This is a genomic window from Sphingomonas citricola, assembly GCF_019429535.1.
Lineage (GTDB): Bacteria > Pseudomonadota > Alphaproteobacteria > Sphingomonadales > Sphingomonadaceae > Sphingomonas > Sphingomonas citricola.
On sequence record NZ_JAHXZM010000003.1, the window covers coordinates 58777 to 75421 of the forward strand.

Consider the following 16645-nt stretch of genomic DNA (forward strand, 5'->3'; position numbering starts at 1 on the left):
CGTGGCGGTGATCGCGACCGAGCGATTGATCCTGCGCCCGCCGGTCGCAGCCGATCACGCCGCGCTTCACGCGATCTGGGCCGACCCGCTGGTGATGGCTGATCTGGGCCCCGTGAAGACCGCCGCCGACAGCGAGGAAGCGCTGGCGCGACACGCGAGCTATCGCCCCGCGCTCGGCTTTTGCGCGGTGGTACGCCAGAGCGACGAGGCGGTGATCGGTTTCTGTGGGTTGAAGCCCGGCGCCCCTGCGACGCCGATCGCGGACGAGATCGAGGCGGGTTGGATGATCGCGCGCGCGCATTGGCGACAGGGTTACGCGTTGGAGGCGATGCGCGCATCGCTCGACTGGGGCTGGGCGACGACCACAGCGCCGCGGATCGTCGCGATCACCGCGCGCCGTAATGAAAAGAGCCGCGGGGTGATGGAGCGGCTCGGCATGGCGCATAAGCCCGCGCTGGATTTCGCGCACCCGCGCTTTGCCCCGGGTGACCCGCTCGGCGACATCGTGACCTATGCGGTGACGCGGCCCTGATCCGCGAAGATACGCCGCGTCGTTGCCGCGCGGTTAACCATCGGGGCCGTAGGGCAGCGCCTCGTCCCCGTCGTTTCCCACCCGAAAGTCACGCATGATTGCTGTTCGCACGCGCGCCACGCGCTGGGTGTTCATCGCCACGATCCTGACCGGATCGTTCCTGCTGTTCCTCGTCCAGCCGATGATCGCGCGGATCGCGCTGCCGCGGTTGGGCGGCGCGCCGGCGGTGTGGAATTCGGCGATGCTCGTCTATCAGGCGCTGCTGCTCGGCGGCTACGCCTACGCGCACGCGATCGGCCGGCTGACCCCGCGTCGACAGGGACTGCTGCACCTCGCCGTGCTCGCCACGGCCGCGGTGTTCCTGCCGATCGGCCTCGCGGATCGCGTCATGCCCGTGGGAGCCGAGCCGGCCGTCTGGGTGCCGTATCTGTTCGCAATCTCGATCGGCCCGCTGTTCTTCGCGGTGTCGGCGCAGGCCCCGCTTGTCCAGCGCTGGTCCGCGCTCGCGCGCCCGGACGAGAATCCGTACGCGCTCTACGCCGCATCGAACATCGGCAGCTTCGTCGGGCTGCTCGCGTTTCCGCTGATCGTCGAGCCGCTGATGCCGGTGAGCGCGCAGCGCTGGCTGTGGAGCGCGGGGTACGTCCTGCTCGTCGCGCTGGTGTTCGTCTGCACGCGCATGCTGCCGCGCGCGCGCGCCGATGCGGCACCGGAAAAACAGGTCGCCACCCCCGCGACGGTGGGGGCGAAGCGCTGGCTGACCTGGGTGATCCTCGGTCTCGTGCCCTCGGGGCTGATGCTCGCGACGAGCACATTCATCAGCACTGACCTGCTCGCAATGCCGTTGCTGTGGGTGCTTCCGCTCGCGCTTTACCTGCTGAGTTTCTCGGTCGCCTTCGCCGCCAACCGCGCGCTCGCCGACGCGATCACGCGTTACGCCCCGGTCACGCTCGTCGTGTTCGGCGGCATCCTGATGGGCGGTTTCTCCGACGCTGCGCTACTCGCGGTCGGGATCGCGTTGATGGTGCTGTTCGTCGCCTCGGTCGCGCTCCACACGCGTCTCTATCGCTTGCGCCCGGCACCGGCGCAGTTGACGAGCTTCTACCTCGCGATGTCGACCGGCGGCGCGCTGGGTGGGGTCTTCACTGCGCTGATCGCGCCGGTCGTCTTCGACTGGACCTGGGAATATCCGATCCTGATCCTCGCGACCGGCGTGCTGATGCCGCAGAGCTTCCTCGCACAGCAGTTCGCGCGGCTGTGGCTGATGCCGAAATCGCGGATGATCGCGCTCGCGCTCTACGTGGCGGTCTTCGCCAGCCTGTTCATCGTCAGCAGCGGCCCGCAGGCGGTGTCGGGCGCCAATCCGCACTTCACGTTGATGTTCGCGGTCGTTGCGCTGTTCGGGATCGCCGCGGTTGGTGCGCGACTGCCGTTCGTGCTGGTGCTCGCCAGCGGTCTGATGCTGTTCGGCGGACTGCGATCGCTGTCGCTCTCGCTCGACCCCGGCGCGCGCGTGCGAAGCTATTTCGGTATCTATACGCTCAGCGACGCACCGAGGCGGCGGATGCTCGTCCACGGCAGCACCGTGCACGGCGTTCAGGAGGCGGGCAGCGTCGCGCGCGAGCGGACGCCGACGACCTATTACGTGCCGGGGTCGGGCGTCGGGCGGGTCATGGCGCTCGCGCCCGCGCTATATGGCCAGCGGGCGCGCGTCGGGGTCGTCGGTTTGGGCACCGGCACGCTCGCCTGCTACCACCAACCCGGCCAACGCTGGCGTTTCTACGAGATCGATCCCGCGATGGTGCGGATCGCGCGCGACGGCGCGTTCACGTTTCTGCGTCGCTGCGCCCCCGACGCGCAGATCGTTCTGGGTGACGCGCGGTTGAGCCTGGAGCGGGAGGGCGGTGATACGCTCGACGTGCTGGCGCTCGACGCGTTTTCCTCGGACGCGGTGCCGATGCACCTCCTGACGCTCGAGGCGTTCGCGACCTACGGTCGGGTGCTCGACCGGCGCGGCGTGCTCGCGGTGCACATCTCGAACCGCTATCTGAACCTCGTTCCCGTCGTCGCCGCGGCGGCACGCGCGCAGGGGTGGCATGCTGCGATCCTCAACTACACCCCCGATCCGTTCGACGAGAATGCGAGCCTATCGGCCTGGGTCGCGATGACGCGGGACGACGCGGTGTTTCAGACGCTTCGCCAGCACGACGAACAGTGGCGGCCTGTCCGGCCGCGCGCGGGCTTCGTTGCGTGGAGCGACGACTACGGGACGATCCTGCCGCTCTTGCGCTTCTAAGCGGCGGGGGCGAGGCTCGCGGCGATCGCATCGATGCGGCGGGTCTGCGCGGTGCTGGTGGCGCGTGCCGTCTCCAGCGCCCGTTCGAGCTCGGGATAGGCGGGCTCGAGCGATTGCGCGCGCGTCGCGGCGAGATCCTCGAGAACGCCGAGTGCGTCCTGATGCCGCGCGCGCAGCGCGTCGAGCTCGGCGAGCGCGGTCTGCGCGTCGAGCCAGCGATCGCTCCCCGCCTTTGCCCCCCGCGCCGCCGCAGCCAACCGTTCCGCGCGCGTTGCCGCCTGATCGAACGCCTGCGCGGCAGCGGCGCGATCGCGCGCGTTGGTGGCCAGACGCGCGTCGAGCGCGGGATCGGGCGCGACCGGGGCAGGCGGCGCCACCGCCGGCTCGTCGAAGCCGAGCTTTTCCGCCGGGCGCGGCGCGAGCGAGGGGTAAGGCCCCTCGGGCACCGCGCAGCCCGCGAGCGTGACAAGGGCCGTGCAGAGCAGCAGCGTCGGGCGGGTGATGGGGTGCGCCATGGGCGTTGCGATAAATTCTTCGAGAAAAGTGCGCAACGCACTTGCGCGATCGAAAAAGCCCTCGTATCAGCGCGCCTCCACAGGGCGCCCGTAGCTCAGCTGGATAGAGCATCAGACTACGAATCTGAGGGTCGGACGTTCGAATCGTTCCGGGCGCGCCATTCTTCTTCGGAAGAATTGGCTGGAAAACCATCGCGAAGATGGACGAAGCCGGGTCAGTGATGACCCGGCTTTTTCGTATCTATAATTTGCGGCCGTTGACGCAGAATTTCGCGCAGGCGCGGGCTAATCGCTCGCGCCGTGCTCAACCGCCTCGATGATCTTTCCCCCGGCCATGAAGACCGCGACCGTGCACGCGCCGAACAGCAGCCAGCCCTGCGCGCCGGGATATTGCGCGCGGTAGTGCATCCCGCGCTCGACCGCCCCGACGCCCAGGCCATAGATGACGAGGAACGCCTCGAACTTGGTCTTGATGACGAACAGGCGTGCAATGCGGCTCCACATGCCGCGCATTACGCAAAACACGCGCCAACCCCCGATTCCCGCCATTTCGGAGGGGGCCCGGATGGTTAAGTGTCAATTAAGGCGACACCCAGCGTTTCGGCCGTTTCTGCGAGCCGAGGTGTGAAAACGGGCCGCATTTCGCCCCTGGGCGGGGCTGAAAAGTGAAAACCGAAATAGCGGCTGTCTGGTTAATTGCGCGCCGCGGTTCTGGGCCTACGCTGCCCCCATGACCGACTCGCCCCTCTCACCGGAAGCGCTTGCCACATGGACCGACGAACAGGTCCGAACGTTCTGGGTCAGCAGCAATTGGGAACTTGGGCACGCCGACGGCGCGGCAATCGCGGTTGAAATGATGCGGCGCAATCTCTCCTTTGGGTCAGTCGGTGATGAGGATTTTGCAGCCGGCTCCGACATACTGGCCGGTCGCATCATGACCGCACCTGGCGGGGCGTGGGCCGCCTTCGCGGTCGTGATCGCCGTCGTCGCAATCACCGCAATCTATCTCACGCGCCGAGTCTTCGGCTGATGTGTAACCGCGCGCGGTTGTCCTACGAGCCCGAGACGATCCTGACGCACTTCGGCGCGAACTGGCTTGCCGAGAAGCCACGCGACAACCGCTTCGACCCGTGCGAGCTGCGGCCGAAGAGCCGGGCATACGTGATCCGCGAGCAGAGCGGGAAGCGCGGGCTCGACGTCATGGAATGGGACGTGCTCGGCGGGGGCGCGAAGTGGCCGATGACGAACGTCCGCCAGCTGCACCTGCCGCAGTGGCGTCGCTTGGCCGAGAAGCCGGAGAACCGGTGCCTCGTGCCGCTGTCTGAATTCTGCGAGTGGACGCCTGACAAGCACGACCTCGGCGACGGAAAGCCCGCGATCAAGGGCGAGATGTGGTTCCAGGTCACCGACCAGCCCCTGTTCGCGGTCGCGGGGTTCTGGCAGCGCACGGCCGAGGGCGCGGGCTTCACAATGGTGACGTGCGATCCGAATGAGCTAGTCGCGCCGATCCACCCGAAGGCCATGATCACGATCCTCGCGCCTGACGATCACGATCGCTGGCTGAGCGGCAGCTACGACGACGTGGTATCGCTACAGCGTCCGTATCCGGCTGAGCAGATGACGGTGCGGGGCCCGGTGTTTCCGACGCGGCAGAAGCAAGGGACGGTCTGATTGCAGACGCTGCAATCTACGACCTCAACATTTGCATTCGCCATCCGTTCGCGAGCGCAGCAAATTAGTCAGGCCTTTCAGGCATCCTCTCCTAAGTAAACCTTTGGGTCGCTTCGGCGGCCCTTCTTTTTGCCCGGCGCTATCGCAACTCCGCCCACACCGCATACCCCCGCTCGACCAGCTTCCGCACCATCCACCTGATTACGAGATAAGGGTGCGATCCGATGTCGTCGCGCTTCGTAATCGCATGCTCCCAGAATTCGAGCATCAGCGCCTCGTCGCGCACGTGCGGGTGCAGCACGCGCAGCGCCAGCCGTACCGACTCCCGGCTGCTCTCCGGCGGCTTGCGACAGGCCTGCTCCAAGACTTGGAGCGATAGATTGACAGCCAGCATCATCGCGCGACGCTGGCGCACCTCGGGCATTGTCTGTCCGAAGGGCAGGGGCAGCACGACGACGTCGCTGCTGACGCAGCTGGGCTTCCGGCAGATCTGATCGTGCTGGACCGCGGCCCACTCCATCGAGCGTCGGCCATGCTTCCGGCTGGCGATCATCTCCTCGCGATCGAGCACCGCGACATGCCCGCATTTGCGGCACGTCACCTGCACCGCGGCTTCTACGCGACGCAGGTCATGCAGTGTCTTCGGGTGGCCGACCATGCCCCGCTTTGACATGGAACAGATGCAGAACAAAAGTCTGGAATTGTAGGATTGGGAACGGCATCATGAGCGGATGATCGAGTCGCAATCCACCGCTCACGGCGCTGCGAACGGGCGCGCCTTCAATCACCACGGCGAGACATTCGGCGCCTGGCTGCGCGTCCAGGTCGATCGCGAGGGCCTTGTCGGGCAGTTGGTCGCCGGCGCGAAGGCCGATCGGCGTTTCCCGCGCGATGGCAGCCCCGAGGACGTGCGCCGACACCTCGCCGCTATGCAGGCAGAGGGCGACCTGTTCGAGGCCGTCGACGAGGCTGAGATCGACTGGCGGGCATACTGATGCCGGACGCGCGTGCCGTGGTGCGTGAGCGGGCAGCCGCGCGCGGGCTGAGCTTCGCGGCTCTGTCGCGGCTGATCGGACGGAATGACGCCTTCGTGCAGCAGTGGCTCGAGCGAGGATCACCGCGGAAGCTCGACGAAGACGACCGCCTGCGCATGGCGATGGTGCTCGACGTCGACGAGGTGTCGCTGGGCACGCGCATGCCGTGGCGGCCGGCTATCTCCGCGAGAGATTCATGGGCAAGGTCCGGAGCATGAAACCGCAAGAAGTAAGTTGGGCCTTCACTCCTGAGGGTCTGGGCTGGGCAACTTGGATCTCTGATCTCGTCGCAGTCTTAGCGTTGTTCGCCGCGCTAGGAGCGTTCATTCTGGAGCAGAGACGAGCGAATGCTGATCGACTCAGGGCTGATCAGGAGGCAAAGCGGGTGCGAGCGAGATTTCTCCATACCTGCACGTGGCTTGCCTCAGAGGCGATTCGCCTGATCGACGAGGAGAATGACAAGGTCGAATTCACGAACGGCTTTGTCTGGGCAAACAGGCAGTATGGCATAACCCACGTGATTGAGCCGATTCGTGATGGCGCTGAGGGAATGCAGATCTCGGCACCGGCAGAAGGAGATTTAGTTCTCACGCTCGCCCGGACAGTCCGGACGCTGAAGGACCTTTCCGATCTTCGGGGTATCAGCGAACATGTCAGCGAAGCCGAGTATCGCAAGTTTCTGAGCGAGAAGAGAGCGGACCTGCAGGAACGTCTTAAGCAGCTGACGTTTCTACAAACTGGACGCCTCCCGCTGCCGGAAGAATTGTCCATTATTCCGCCGGCCTCCTAAATGTCAAAGCACGATCACCGCGGCATGACCCGCTGCGCGCTGTGTCGCACGGATGATCGCGCCGCGCTGGTGGAGCAGCTCGCGGCCGCTATGTTCGAGAGCCGCTGCGACGGCACGCACGATTACCGCTGGGATGAGTGCTCAGGCTATCGTGCGATTTACCGTGGGTTCGCGGGGGTGGTTGCCGACAGCATTGACGCCGATCGGCACGGGCGCTGCCTGCTGTGCACCAGCAACGATCGCGAGACGCTTGTGCTCATGGTCGCGCAGGCGCTGTGGGATAGCCGCTGGGAAGAGGGCGATCTGCCGTGGGAGCGGGCGGATCAGTGGCAGGCAAAGTATGCGCAGCTGGCGAACGCGGCGTTCGCGTCGCTGGAGGGACGGCCGGTCTGAAACTGTAAATCACCGCGCTGGACAGGGAACGTCGGCTAAGTAGCCTAACTTTCTCGCGGAACGTGCAGAATTGTCACCCGCGGCCAGGAGGGTGCATGGGTATTCTGGTATTCGCGGTGTTGCTCGGGCTGATCCCGGCAGCTGTTGCGAAAAGCAAAGGGCGCAGCTTCATGCTGTGGTGGCTTTACGGTGCCGCGATCTGGATTGTCGCAATGCCGCATTCATTGATCATGAAGGCCGATCAACGCTCGCTTGATCGTCAGGCTGAAGACCAGGGAATGAAGAAGTGCCCGGCGTGCGCGGAGATGATTCGCAACGAAGCTCGCGTGTGCCGGTTCTGCCAACACGAACAAGCGATGGCATAGCTTATGTCGATCATCACCGCCGATTGCCCCCACTGCGGGGCTCAGAATATGACCTTTTCAGTTTTCGGGGTTTTCGCTGCTGCCGACTTCGGCGGTGTAAGCACTGCCAGCATCAGTGCGGCGTGCAAAAAATGTAGTTTGCCGATCGTAATCCGAGTATTTTCAAAAAGTGCCGGGTCTAGCGAGCATTTCACGTCTAATCTGCGCAATCGTTTGCAGAGTGGATGGGAGTTAGAAGGCGAGGATACCACTCGTATTGCTCAGTGGCCTGAGCGATTGAAACCGCAGATACCTGCTGATTTACCTTCAGAGGTAGAAAAAGCTTTTAGTCAAGCAGAGGTGAACAGAAGCACGCCAGACTGTGAAGAAGCTGCAGCAATGATGTATCGCAGATCATTGGAGCTCGGCGTCAAATCCGCTTACCCGCAGCTTACAGGTTCGCTAGCGGCTCGAATAAAGACCCTTGTTCGAGATCACCACCTACCAGCTACGATCGGGGATTGGTTGGACCAAGTCCGGCTAATTGGGAATGACGGGGCGCATGAGGTCGAAGGGGTAACGCGAGATGAGTTGATCGCCGCTCGAGGCTTCGTTGACGCGGCGCTTCGCTATATTTTCACCCTTCCTGCGGAGGTTGCGCGACGTCGAGGGCTGCCGACCGAGGTGGCGTAGCGGATGCCCACTCAGTCTAATAAAGCCAGAGCGGCGACAAATCCCTCGCTTCGCCGAGGATGGACCGATCTCACTCAACCTCGAATATGTTGGAGGCTGGGTTCCCCCGCTCCGGCGGGGACATTTCCTTCACTGTTCGCCTGCTTCACGGCAGGGGCCACCGCGATCGAGCGGCAAGGATCACTCCTGTACCGATCCGGGAAAAGGTACAGATGAGCGCAACCCGTCCGGCCCACGATCTATTATGTGCAGTGCAGCAGACTCGCAGGAGCGACTATGGTGCACGTAAGCTGGATTGTGGCGTGTCTCATGGGTGCGGTGGTGGCCGCGCTGCTGATCACTCAACGAGACAGGAAGCGGCGCTCTGAGGCTGATCGGGTTGCTCGCCGATCCCGCCGGCGCAAAGTCGACGATTGGTGGTGGCGTAACTATGTGAAGCCCAGGCAGCGACGGCTCACGCACTACCGGGATGATACGTAATCCTAGGTCTCTGCTCTCCTACACCTGAGACGTGGGGGTCATGCAAAGGTTGCCGCGGCCACAACGGCCTGCATGAGTGCGATTGCCGCTATGCCGGGGTGCTTGCCATCGGCAGCGGCAGGCTCGCCATTGATCGTAATCCACTTGCCGGTAGGTGCCGACGCGCCGCCCTGCTCGACTACTGCGGCGACATCGGCAACCGCATCGAAGATGCCACCTGCACCTGCGCGCATCCATGCATTGAGTGTCTGACGGGCTGGATCATTGGCGGTGACGGATTGGTCGGCAACGCTGGACGTGCCCGCCGCGGTCGTACTCGTCGTCTCCGGCATCGCAGTGCATGCGATGAGGCGCTTGACGCCCATACCACGCAGGCGAGCCGCGAGAGTCGCCAGGTTGGCTTGTATCGTGGCTGCGCTATCGCCGGCCGACAGGTCATTGCGGCTCAACGCCACAACTGCGGTCGTGGCATTGCACATTGCGAGTACGGCCATACGGGTAAGCGAGCGCCCACCAGTCCACAGGTTAAGCCGATCACCGGCTGCTGCGGACATCACATATGGGATGCCCCGCTGCGACATGGCGCGCGCAAGGTAGCCTTGCGCGCCATTGCTATCGCCCATGTCATACGGGTTAGTGCCGAACGAAGCCGTCACCGTCGCCCCTGTTCCCGAGCCGCCCGAGAGGCTGATCGTGCCGGAGGGAAGCGCCTGGCCGGTTTGCGTCGCGGTGCTTGTGTAGCCTCCTGGATCGACAACGCGCAGAGCGGTGATAGCACCCGACGACACTGCGTCCACGATGACCTTTGCGTCAGATCCTGCGGCTACCGCTCCCGGGGTCGCGCCGTTACGGCCAAGCGTGAGGATGTCGGCAACCTTGTAGCCCGAGCCGCCGGATTGCAGAGTCACAGAAGACAAGCTGGACGTGCCGATCTTGCCTTGTCCTAAGCTGTCGCCGATGAGGATTGCCGTTGGCGTTGGCGCGAGTGGCTGCCCCAGCACGGCCACAGGCGCGAACTGGGAGGCGTTGGCGCTGCGCGGCGCGGAGTTTCCACCAGCTGCCGTCCGATCGGTGACGGTCGTGCCGTTCTCCGTCACGACGCCGAGCGACATGGCCATGCTCTGGCCGCTGACTGGGAATACTTGCGAACCGGAGCAGGGAAGCCACGCCCACACCACCATCATACCCCCAACAGGCACGGTAAGGGGGATGGGATCGGTAAGCAGCGTGCCGCGCGCCACCACGCTGCCATCGGGGAGTGTCTGGGTGCCGAACGAGCAATCCTGCACTCCGTTGAAGGTCACCGGGTAAGTCGCTGGACGAGTTCCGGCCTTCCAATCCATGTTTGTAGGTGTTGGCCGCGAGTTTTTATTCGCCGTGACGCACTCGAAATAAGGGTTGCTACCGTAGGAGCCGCCGCCACCGTTCGTTGTATAGTCCATCACGACCTCGCCAGGCGCGTAGGTCTTGGAAGGGTTCCATCCTTGGCCAACCTCCACGCTAACCTTCAGCGGAAAGCCGGTTGAGAGGGTCGCTTCGGAAGCGCCTGCAACTGCACCGCCCACGAATAGCAGGCGTGGGTTGGTACAGCCCTGTGGGATGTAGATCGGAACACGGAAACCCGCTTGCTGACCGGCTGTGATGCCCGCCGATGCCGACGACTGAAACGGAAAGTTCGTGCCGATCGAGCACGGAATAGGCAGAGCCTTTCGCGCCACCGGATCAGGTGCTGTGACAGCCGCCGCCGTCAGCGCCTGCTGCAGTGCTGTCCGTTCCGCCGCGGACGTCACCACCCCTCCGAACAGCTTGTCGGTGAACCCCTTGGCGCGAGCAGCCAGCGCGCGCGCGATCGTATCGGTCATACGCGTGTCCTCACTGAGAGATGCGAAGGGTGACGGTGCCGGACGCGATCGCGGTCACGTTCCAGCGGTACTGGACGCCAACCTCCGTCTCGGTGTCGGTGAAGGTCTCGGGCGTGGCCGCCCGCAGCGCGTCGCTGATCTTCACGTACCAGGTCGCGCCATTGTCGAAGCTGCGCTCGAGCTGCGCGACCACGCCTGAGCCGCCCGAGCAGACGAGGTTCATGGTGCGACCAGCGATTGGCGTGAAAGCGTCGCCGACACCGGCGGTGGTGCGCTGGCTGGCCGCCGGCGTCTTTCCCGACTGACCAAGCCCCGAGGTGCCCGCGAGCAAGCCGAGCTGGAGATCCTGCCGCGCAGCCGATGCGGCACCCGCTGGCAGGGGCAGGGCAGCCGCCGAGATCGCGAGCGTGCCGGCGAGCAGCGCGCGAACCGCTTCGACCTTCGCGTCTGTCGCCGGCGATGCGATCAGCTTGTCGCGCACCGCAGCGAGCAGCGTCTCGACCCCGTCGAGATAGCCGCCTTCGCTGGTCAGCAGCGTGACGATCTGCGCGAGCGAGGCGTTGCCCGTCGCCTGACCACCCGCGGTCGCTGGCGCCGCTGGCAGCTTGGCGAGCACGTCCTGCAGGGTCTCATCGGTCGCCAAGTCGGCGAAGGCATTGCGCAACGTCATCAGCGTCCGTCCTCGATCCAGAGAGTGAGATTGCCGTTTGAGGTGTCCCACCAGGCGTAGGGGCCGTCGCGGTCGGGCTGGGTGTCCTGCACGAAGCTGGTCTGCGCGCTGGCAGCGAGAGCGGCGGTCCACTCGGCATAGGTCTGCCCGGCAGCCTGCCACGGCGTGATCCCTGGTGCGCCGCGCGGGCTGATCACCAGCCGCCGCGTGTCGTACTCGAAGGCGAACCGCGTGACGCTGGCAGCGGAGGCGTCTACCGACACCGGCGCAACGGTCGCGGCCGAGCGCGCGATCGAGAACTGGCCCTCGATCCAGATGTCGCGACCAGCTTCATTGATCTCGGCAATCTCATGCCGCAAGCCAATGCGGTTGGTCGCGAACAGCTCGTCGGTCGTGTCGCCGTCGATAGCGAAGCGGATGCAATGGTCATCGCCGACCGACACGGCGACGCCCGCCGCCGAGAACAGCGGCTCGCGGTCGTTCGCGCGGTACACCGTCCAAGCGAACGTGCGCCCGGTCAGGTCGATCAGGGCGCCGTCATTGTCGAAGGCGATCTCGACCGTCAGCGCCTCGCCAGCGAAGCAGCGCACGTCACCGGTGATCGTGAAGCGAGAGGCAAGGGCGCTCATGCGGCACGGTTCCTTACAGGCGGCTCAACAGCACTTGCGCCGGAGCAGATGATGATCATGATGGGGATGCGCGGACCCGCCTCCCGGTTCGTTCGCGTAGCCGGTCGCGCGTTCCCCCGCGGACAGAAAGGCGCGCGACCGGCGCCTTCACGCCGTCGGCTTCTTTGCCTCTTTGATCGCCTGCTTGACGGCCGGCGCGACCGCGATTGCGACAGGTGCGAGCGCCTTGGCAATGCGGAAGATGGTGGCGAGATTGATCTTCATGGTCGTCTCCTTCGGGGTGATCAGGGCAGCACGAGCGCGCGGACGCGGGCGGTAAAGGCGATGCGCTCAGCCTCGCCATTGGCGGGCTTCGTTGCGCGCGGGTTGCCGCGGTTGATCGAGCGGCCGATCGCGATGCCGTCGTCGGCATCCGCGAGCGCGTTCAGCCCGGTGCGCGACCAGTAGAGGCAGCTGGTCAGCAGGCCGATCGATGGCATGGCGACGATCTCGGGATGGCGGCCGATGTCGATACCCAGCGCTGCGCCGTCGCGCTCGTAATTGGCTCGGCCGGTGGTCTGGATCGGTCCGCGACCCTTGAACCGCTTGCCGTCGCCCGCCTGGCTGTTGCCGAGATCCGCTCGGCCTTCGTAGCCAGACTGCGCGGGCGTCGGACCCCAGATCTCCTCCATGTAGCGGAAACTGCCGCTCTCATGGCCGCACTGACCTAAGAAGTGAATCAGCCGCAGCGGCGCGTCGAGGATACCATAGGTGCGGAAGTGGACGGCCGCGGCGAGGCCAAGCTCCTGCGCGACGTCGGCCTTTGCGCCGCACCGCAGGAACAGGGCGTTCATCGTCACGGGGCCGGGCTGATTGTCAGGTGTGACGCCGAGGCGGCGCTGCATCGGAATGGCGTCGAACATGCGTAATCTCTCCCAGCGAGATGACGGTTTCTTCCAATTTGCATGTTTCTCTTGTGTTGCTGACGGCGGTGTCACAGCATGCGGCTTCAGCATGAGTACCTCCGGGGCGCTCCGTCGAAAGGCGGGGCGCCTTCGATTTATGCGGAGCCAGCCTCTTCCGTCACCGACACCGGATCGCCTGGCCGCCCGCTCGGGCCATCTGCAGGCTGCGTGCCCGCCAGCTGCGCGGACTGCTGCTTGATTGTGGTGGCGTCCTCAACCGACCGCGCGGCATCGATCGCCTTCGTGACCGCGTTGCCGGTGATCGGCAGCAGGCCGCCAAACAGCGCGTCAACGAGCCGCTGGCTGGACTCCGGCACGGCATGGAAGATCACCGCAAAGCCAAGCGCGACCGTGGACACGATCAGCATGGCAGCGAGGGCGTAGCGCCAGTGGCGATCGGCGTCGGTCATGGCTCAATGATCCCTCTGTCTCGGAGCGCTTGGCGGACGATCGCCTCGTCGTGGCGGCGCTGGGCTTCGGCTTGGAGCAGGTCGACTAGCTCGCCAGTCTTCTCGTTGCTGGCGGTGACGGCACGCTCGACCGACACCAGCGCGGTCGTCAGGCGCTCCATCTGGCCGCGCTCGGTGAAGGTGGCCGCAACGACTTGGTTGGGGGTGGTCGGTTCGGGTGCCTCCCGCTTCCGGCTGCGTCGCTCGAACCACGTGACCAGCGCGGCGACGCCGCCAGAGAACGTCAGCGCCAGCAGCGACACCGCGTTCGGAGCCTCAGGCGCGTCCATAAGCGGGCGTCCCGATGCGAGCAGCATCCGCCGCGGAATAGGAGAACATGATTGCCTCCAGCGCGAAGAGGCCGGAATAGGTGAAGATCGCCGGCGACAGCCACTCGACGGACAGCGCGCCCCAAAGCAGGAACGACCACACGGTCATGCCGAGGAAGCTGCCGATCTGGCGGATTCGCGGTGTCTCCTTGCGGGAGCCGTTCACGTAGAGCGCGGCAATCCTGACCACGCCCATGGTGAAGGTGATCGAGCCCCAGGTGCCTTCCGAGGCAACAGCGGCGAGGGGGCGGAAGAACGGGCGACCGAAGCTGCTTCCAGGCAGCAGCAGCGTGAAACCCCAGCCCGCCAGAATGAAGGCCAGCACCCACTCGGGCGCGCGCTCGCGGAAGGTGCGGGCGAAACGATCAAGCGGCATGAGCAGAATCATGACAAAGCCGCCCCGGCCGCCCGGCCATTCCGCCGTGCCCCCTCGCGCGTGTAGTGGATGATGTCGCCCGCGGTCGCGAAGCCGGTCGCGCCGTTCACGAAGCTGACGTCGGGCATGGTCGCTGCAATCGCCCGGTGCGCCGCGTCGATCGCCGCGCGCGTCTGCCCGTTCGGCGCGCCAGGATCGGCGACCCACTCGGGCACCATGCTGACGATCGCAGCGTGCGCGTTCTCCGCGCCCTTCACCGCGCGCGTGCCGGCGATGGCGCGGCGTAGCTCGTCCTCGTAGGTAACTCCCGCGACGCCTGCGGTCGCGTCAGCCTCGCCCTGCGCGACGTACAGCGCGACACCTGCGCCGGGATAGGTCGCCAACGCCGCCGCCAGTTGCGCGACCATGTTGGCGTAGAGCGCGCCGCCATCCGGGTCCCATGGACCGTTCACCAGCGACGTGCCGCCCTGTGCGGTCGGCAGGATCACCACCCGCTTCAGCGTCGGGTCGAGCGCCAGCATCACCTTCGCCGCGTAGAAGACCGGGCTCGTCGCCCATGCCCCGATGTCGCTCGGCTGCTGCCACGACAGCGGCTCGGCCGCGCGCACGATCGCAGTGCCGGCGGTGCGCTGCCGCACCGACAAGCGCTCGACCCGCCACACCGTACCTGCGGGCGATCCGCCCTGACCGCCGTTGCCGATCAGGAACACCGACAGCGCACCGCTGCTGCCGACCGTCACGTCGAACACCGACGTGCGCGCGATTGGGCTGGATGCGTAGGCGAGCCCGGTCTGCGGCTCGTCGCGCAAGCCTGCCTGCACGCCGCTGACCGCCGCCACGTCCATCTCGACGCGGTACGTGCCCTGCGCGAGCCCGCTCAGCTGAAAACGTGCTGCCGGATAGGTCGGGTCAGCGCCGTTCGAAGTCAGCACCACCGCGTCGCCATCCGCGGCTACGTCCATGTTGCCGTTCGGACTGGCCCAGCTTGCCGCGGTGATGGCAGACGCGCGCTCGACGCCGAGACCGAACGGCAGCTGCTGCAGAACGCGCATGTCTTGGCTGTCGACGATCGGGTCGGGGCCGCCGGCACCCCAGCCGATCGCGTTGCTCTGCCCGAGCACCGGAATGATGATCGTGCCGTTGTGCGCGGGCGCGGCGGGGAAGTCACCGCGCGCGATGCCGGTCGGCCGCGTACCGCGGCGCGCGATGTGGTGCTGGATCCCGAGCACGCCCGCACGCGCTCCGCTGGCAACCTCACCGGTGCCTGCGAGATAGTAGGTCGCACCCTTCGGGATGGTGAAGCTGGCTTCGTAGCGCCGCACGCGGTCGGACAGGCGCGCGACCAGGCGCGGGTTCACGCTCCCGACATTCGAGTCCTGCGCGTCGCGGAAATAGATGATCGGCACGCCGAACGCGTCGGCCTGGTCCGTGGTCAGCGTGTAGGCGATTACCGCCATCAGCCCCGTGTCGCCCGGATCAAGGTTGTCGCCCGCGAACGCCGCATCGGCTGCCGGCGCGTAAGACTCGGTCAGCCCCATTGCGAGCAGCTTCGCTTCGGTCTCGGTGCGATAGGCCGGCGTCAGGAACGTGCGAGGGATCTGGCGCATCGTGCGCCCGAACAGGTTCTGGTTCGCGCCCATCATTTGTCCGGCGCGGCGTACCGCCATCTTGCTGTGGATCGCGTCGCCCCAGATCGTGGCGAGCACGTCGACCACCCCGTCGGTCGGCAGAATGAGGTCTCCATTCGCGAACGGGATCAGCTCGAAGCGGTTGGTCGCCTGGCGGTAGATCAGCGCCGTGACCACGTCCGACACCGGCGGCACTGCTACCTTGGCATAGCCGACCATCTCGTCGCTGCTCGGCATGTCGACGCCGCCAGCGTTGCCGGCCGCTACCGTGCCCCGCTTGTAGTAGTAGGGCAGGGGTACGTAGATCGCGGAACCGCCACCAAGCAAGCCGCCGCGGTCGTCGACCAGCTCGTTGCGCGGCGCGGACACGATGGGCGCGGAGGCGGCGAGGGCGTCGTCTCGGGCCTGCACAGCGGTCGCAGCTGCCTCCTCGGCGCGATCACCGTTCGCGCCAGCACCCGCGAGCAACGGTGCGAGCAGGTCGATACCGTCGATCCGCACCTCGACGACATCATCGCCGAAGGTCAGTGTCGCTGCAGTACGCATGCCCGACACACTGACGGATTGCATGCCGTACCCGATTGGGCGCGCGGACGGCGCGTTGTCTGCGCCGGTTACACCGTCGCCGGTGATCAGGAACGGCCCAGCCGCGATCCGCCGCTTGCGCCCCGCAAACGTTGCCTGCCAATCCCACGCCAGCGCGGTCGTGTCGCCGATCTCGCCCTGGTAAGGCAGCCCTTCCATCGTCGTCTCGTTGATCACGAGCTCGACGGTGCTGGTCGGCACGCCATCGGTCACCGTTACACCGATCAGCCGCAGACCTTCCGCGTTGCCGTTGGTGACGGTGGCGAGGTCGACCTCAGGCGCGCCGGGGGTGTCGCCGCGCAGCCGTACCTGCGCCTGCATCGCGACGCCGGTCAGGTCGACGCCCACCACACGGATCGTACGGACACAGGGGGTGTATCGGTCTGCCAGAATCGGCAGCTCCGCGACGTTGGACATGCAGATCT

21 protein-coding genes and 1 tRNA gene are annotated in these 16645 nt (G+C 65.9%); 11 read left to right on the plus strand and 11 right to left on the minus strand.

What is annotated here, in order from left to right; translation table 11 throughout:
- Position 1 precedes the first annotated feature (1 nt).
- Both KZ810_RS07810 and KZ810_RS07815 read left to right on the plus strand, forming a co-directional pair.
- The gene (locus KZ810_RS07810) at positions 2-532 is read left to right on the plus strand and encodes a GNAT family N-acetyltransferase (protein WP_308461514.1); all 531 of its coding nucleotides are present in this window, start codon (positions 2-4) and stop codon (positions 530-532) included.
- A 94-nt stretch (positions 533-626) separates the two neighbouring features.
- The gene (locus KZ810_RS07815; protein ID WP_219768465.1) at positions 627-2828 is read left to right on the plus strand and encodes a spermidine synthase; all 2202 of its coding nucleotides are present in this window, start codon (positions 627-629) and stop codon (positions 2826-2828) included.
- Here KZ810_RS07815 and KZ810_RS07820 read toward each other — a convergent pair.
- Positions 2825-3343: a hypothetical protein gene (locus KZ810_RS07820; RefSeq protein WP_219768466.1), complete on the minus strand. Its 519-nt coding sequence runs from the start codon at positions 3341-3343 to the stop codon at positions 2825-2827. The two genes, KZ810_RS07815 and KZ810_RS07820, sit on opposite strands and share 4 nt — an antisense overlap.
- An 84-nt stretch (positions 3344-3427) precedes the next feature.
- Between KZ810_RS07820 and KZ810_RS07825 the strand changes: the two genes are divergently transcribed.
- Positions 3428-3504, plus strand: a tRNA-Arg gene (locus tag KZ810_RS07825).
- A gap of 124 nt (positions 3505-3628) precedes the next feature.
- Here KZ810_RS07825 and KZ810_RS07830 read toward each other — a convergent pair.
- Positions 3629-3847 (minus strand): hypothetical protein, encoded by a 219-nt coding sequence (locus KZ810_RS07830; RefSeq protein WP_219768467.1) that lies wholly within the window; start codon positions 3845-3847, stop codon positions 3629-3631.
- Positions 3848-4073: 226 nt separating this feature from the next.
- Here KZ810_RS07830 and KZ810_RS07835 point away from each other — a divergent pair, with 226 nt between their 5' ends.
- Together KZ810_RS07835 and KZ810_RS07840 are read left to right on the plus strand one after the other, a co-directional pair.
- Entirely contained in the window at positions 4074-4373 is a 300-nt protein-coding gene (locus KZ810_RS07835; protein ID WP_219768468.1) for a hypothetical protein, read from the plus strand.
- A complete protein-coding gene (locus KZ810_RS07840; protein ID WP_219768469.1) occupies positions 4373-5014 on the plus strand; it encodes an SOS response-associated peptidase in 642 nt (213 codons plus the stop codon). Before KZ810_RS07835 ends, KZ810_RS07840 begins: the two co-directional genes overlap by 1 nt.
- Before the next feature lie 139 nt (positions 5015-5153).
- Here KZ810_RS07840 and KZ810_RS07845 read toward each other — a convergent pair whose 3' ends face one another.
- Positions 5154-5672: a hypothetical protein gene (locus KZ810_RS07845; RefSeq protein ID WP_219768470.1), complete on the minus strand. Its 519-nt coding sequence runs from the start codon at positions 5670-5672 to the stop codon at positions 5154-5156.
- Between the two features lie 73 nt (positions 5673-5745).
- On the opposite strand from KZ810_RS07845, the gene KZ810_RS07850 reads away from it, so the two are divergent.
- From KZ810_RS07850 to KZ810_RS07875, 6 genes are all read left to right on the plus strand, one after another.
- On the plus strand, positions 5746-6009 hold the full coding sequence (locus KZ810_RS07850; protein ID WP_219768471.1) for a hypothetical protein: 264 nt from the start codon (positions 5746-5748) through the stop codon (positions 6007-6009).
- Entirely contained in the window at positions 6009-6266 is a 258-nt protein-coding gene (locus KZ810_RS07855; protein ID WP_219768472.1) for a hypothetical protein, read from the plus strand. Before KZ810_RS07850 ends, KZ810_RS07855 begins: the two co-directional genes overlap by 1 nt.
- Positions 6263-6838, plus strand: a complete 576-nt coding sequence (locus KZ810_RS07860; protein WP_219768474.1) for a hypothetical protein — start codon at positions 6263-6265, stop codon at positions 6836-6838. Before KZ810_RS07855 ends, KZ810_RS07860 begins: the two co-directional genes overlap by 4 nt.
- 24 nt (positions 6839-6862) lie before the next feature.
- Entirely contained in the window at positions 6863-7231 is a 369-nt protein-coding gene (locus KZ810_RS07865) for a hypothetical protein (RefSeq protein WP_219768475.1), read from the plus strand.
- A gap of 95 nt (positions 7232-7326) precedes the next feature.
- Positions 7327-7596 (plus strand): zinc ribbon domain-containing protein, encoded by a 270-nt coding sequence (locus KZ810_RS07870; protein ID WP_219768477.1) that lies wholly within the window; start codon positions 7327-7329, stop codon positions 7594-7596.
- A gap of 3 nt (positions 7597-7599) precedes the next feature.
- The gene (locus KZ810_RS07875; RefSeq protein WP_219768478.1) at positions 7600-8268 is read left to right on the plus strand and encodes a DUF4145 domain-containing protein; all 669 of its coding nucleotides are present in this window, start codon (positions 7600-7602) and stop codon (positions 8266-8268) included.
- A gap of 518 nt (positions 8269-8786) precedes the next feature.
- On the opposite strand, the gene KZ810_RS07880 is transcribed toward KZ810_RS07875, so the two are convergent.
- The 8 genes from KZ810_RS07880 to KZ810_RS07915 form a co-directional block, all read right to left on the minus strand.
- Entirely contained in the window at positions 8787-10610 is a 1824-nt protein-coding gene (locus tag KZ810_RS07880; RefSeq protein ID WP_219768479.1) for an SGNH/GDSL hydrolase family protein, read from the minus strand.
- Between the two features lie 10 nt (positions 10611-10620).
- Positions 10621-11280, minus strand: a complete 660-nt coding sequence (locus KZ810_RS07885) for a hypothetical protein (protein ID WP_219768480.1) — start codon at positions 11278-11280, stop codon at positions 10621-10623.
- Positions 11280-11909, minus strand: a complete 630-nt coding sequence (locus tag KZ810_RS07890) for a hypothetical protein (protein ID WP_219768481.1) — start codon at positions 11907-11909, stop codon at positions 11280-11282. Before KZ810_RS07890 ends, KZ810_RS07885 begins: the two co-directional genes overlap by 1 nt.
- A gap of 284 nt (positions 11910-12193) precedes the next feature.
- A complete protein-coding gene (locus tag KZ810_RS07895; protein ID WP_219768483.1) occupies positions 12194-12811 on the minus strand; it encodes a glycoside hydrolase family 19 protein in 618 nt (205 codons plus the stop codon).
- Between the two features lie 137 nt (positions 12812-12948).
- Positions 12949-13263 (minus strand): hypothetical protein, encoded by a 315-nt coding sequence (locus tag KZ810_RS07900; protein WP_219768485.1) that lies wholly within the window; start codon positions 13261-13263, stop codon positions 12949-12951.
- Positions 13260-13565, minus strand: a complete 306-nt coding sequence (locus KZ810_RS07905) for a hypothetical protein (protein ID WP_219768486.1) — start codon at positions 13563-13565, stop codon at positions 13260-13262. The genes KZ810_RS07900 and KZ810_RS07905 overlap by 4 nt, the downstream gene beginning before the upstream one ends.
- 13 nt (positions 13566-13578) lie before the next feature.
- A complete protein-coding gene (locus KZ810_RS07910) occupies positions 13579-14019 on the minus strand; it encodes a hypothetical protein (RefSeq protein WP_219768487.1) in 441 nt (146 codons plus the stop codon).
- On the minus strand, positions 14016-16637 hold the full coding sequence (locus KZ810_RS07915; RefSeq protein ID WP_219768488.1) for a sialate O-acetylesterase: 2622 nt from the start codon (positions 16635-16637) through the stop codon (positions 14016-14018). The genes KZ810_RS07910 and KZ810_RS07915 overlap by 4 nt, the downstream gene beginning before the upstream one ends.
- Between the last annotated feature and the right edge of the window lie 8 nt (positions 16638-16645).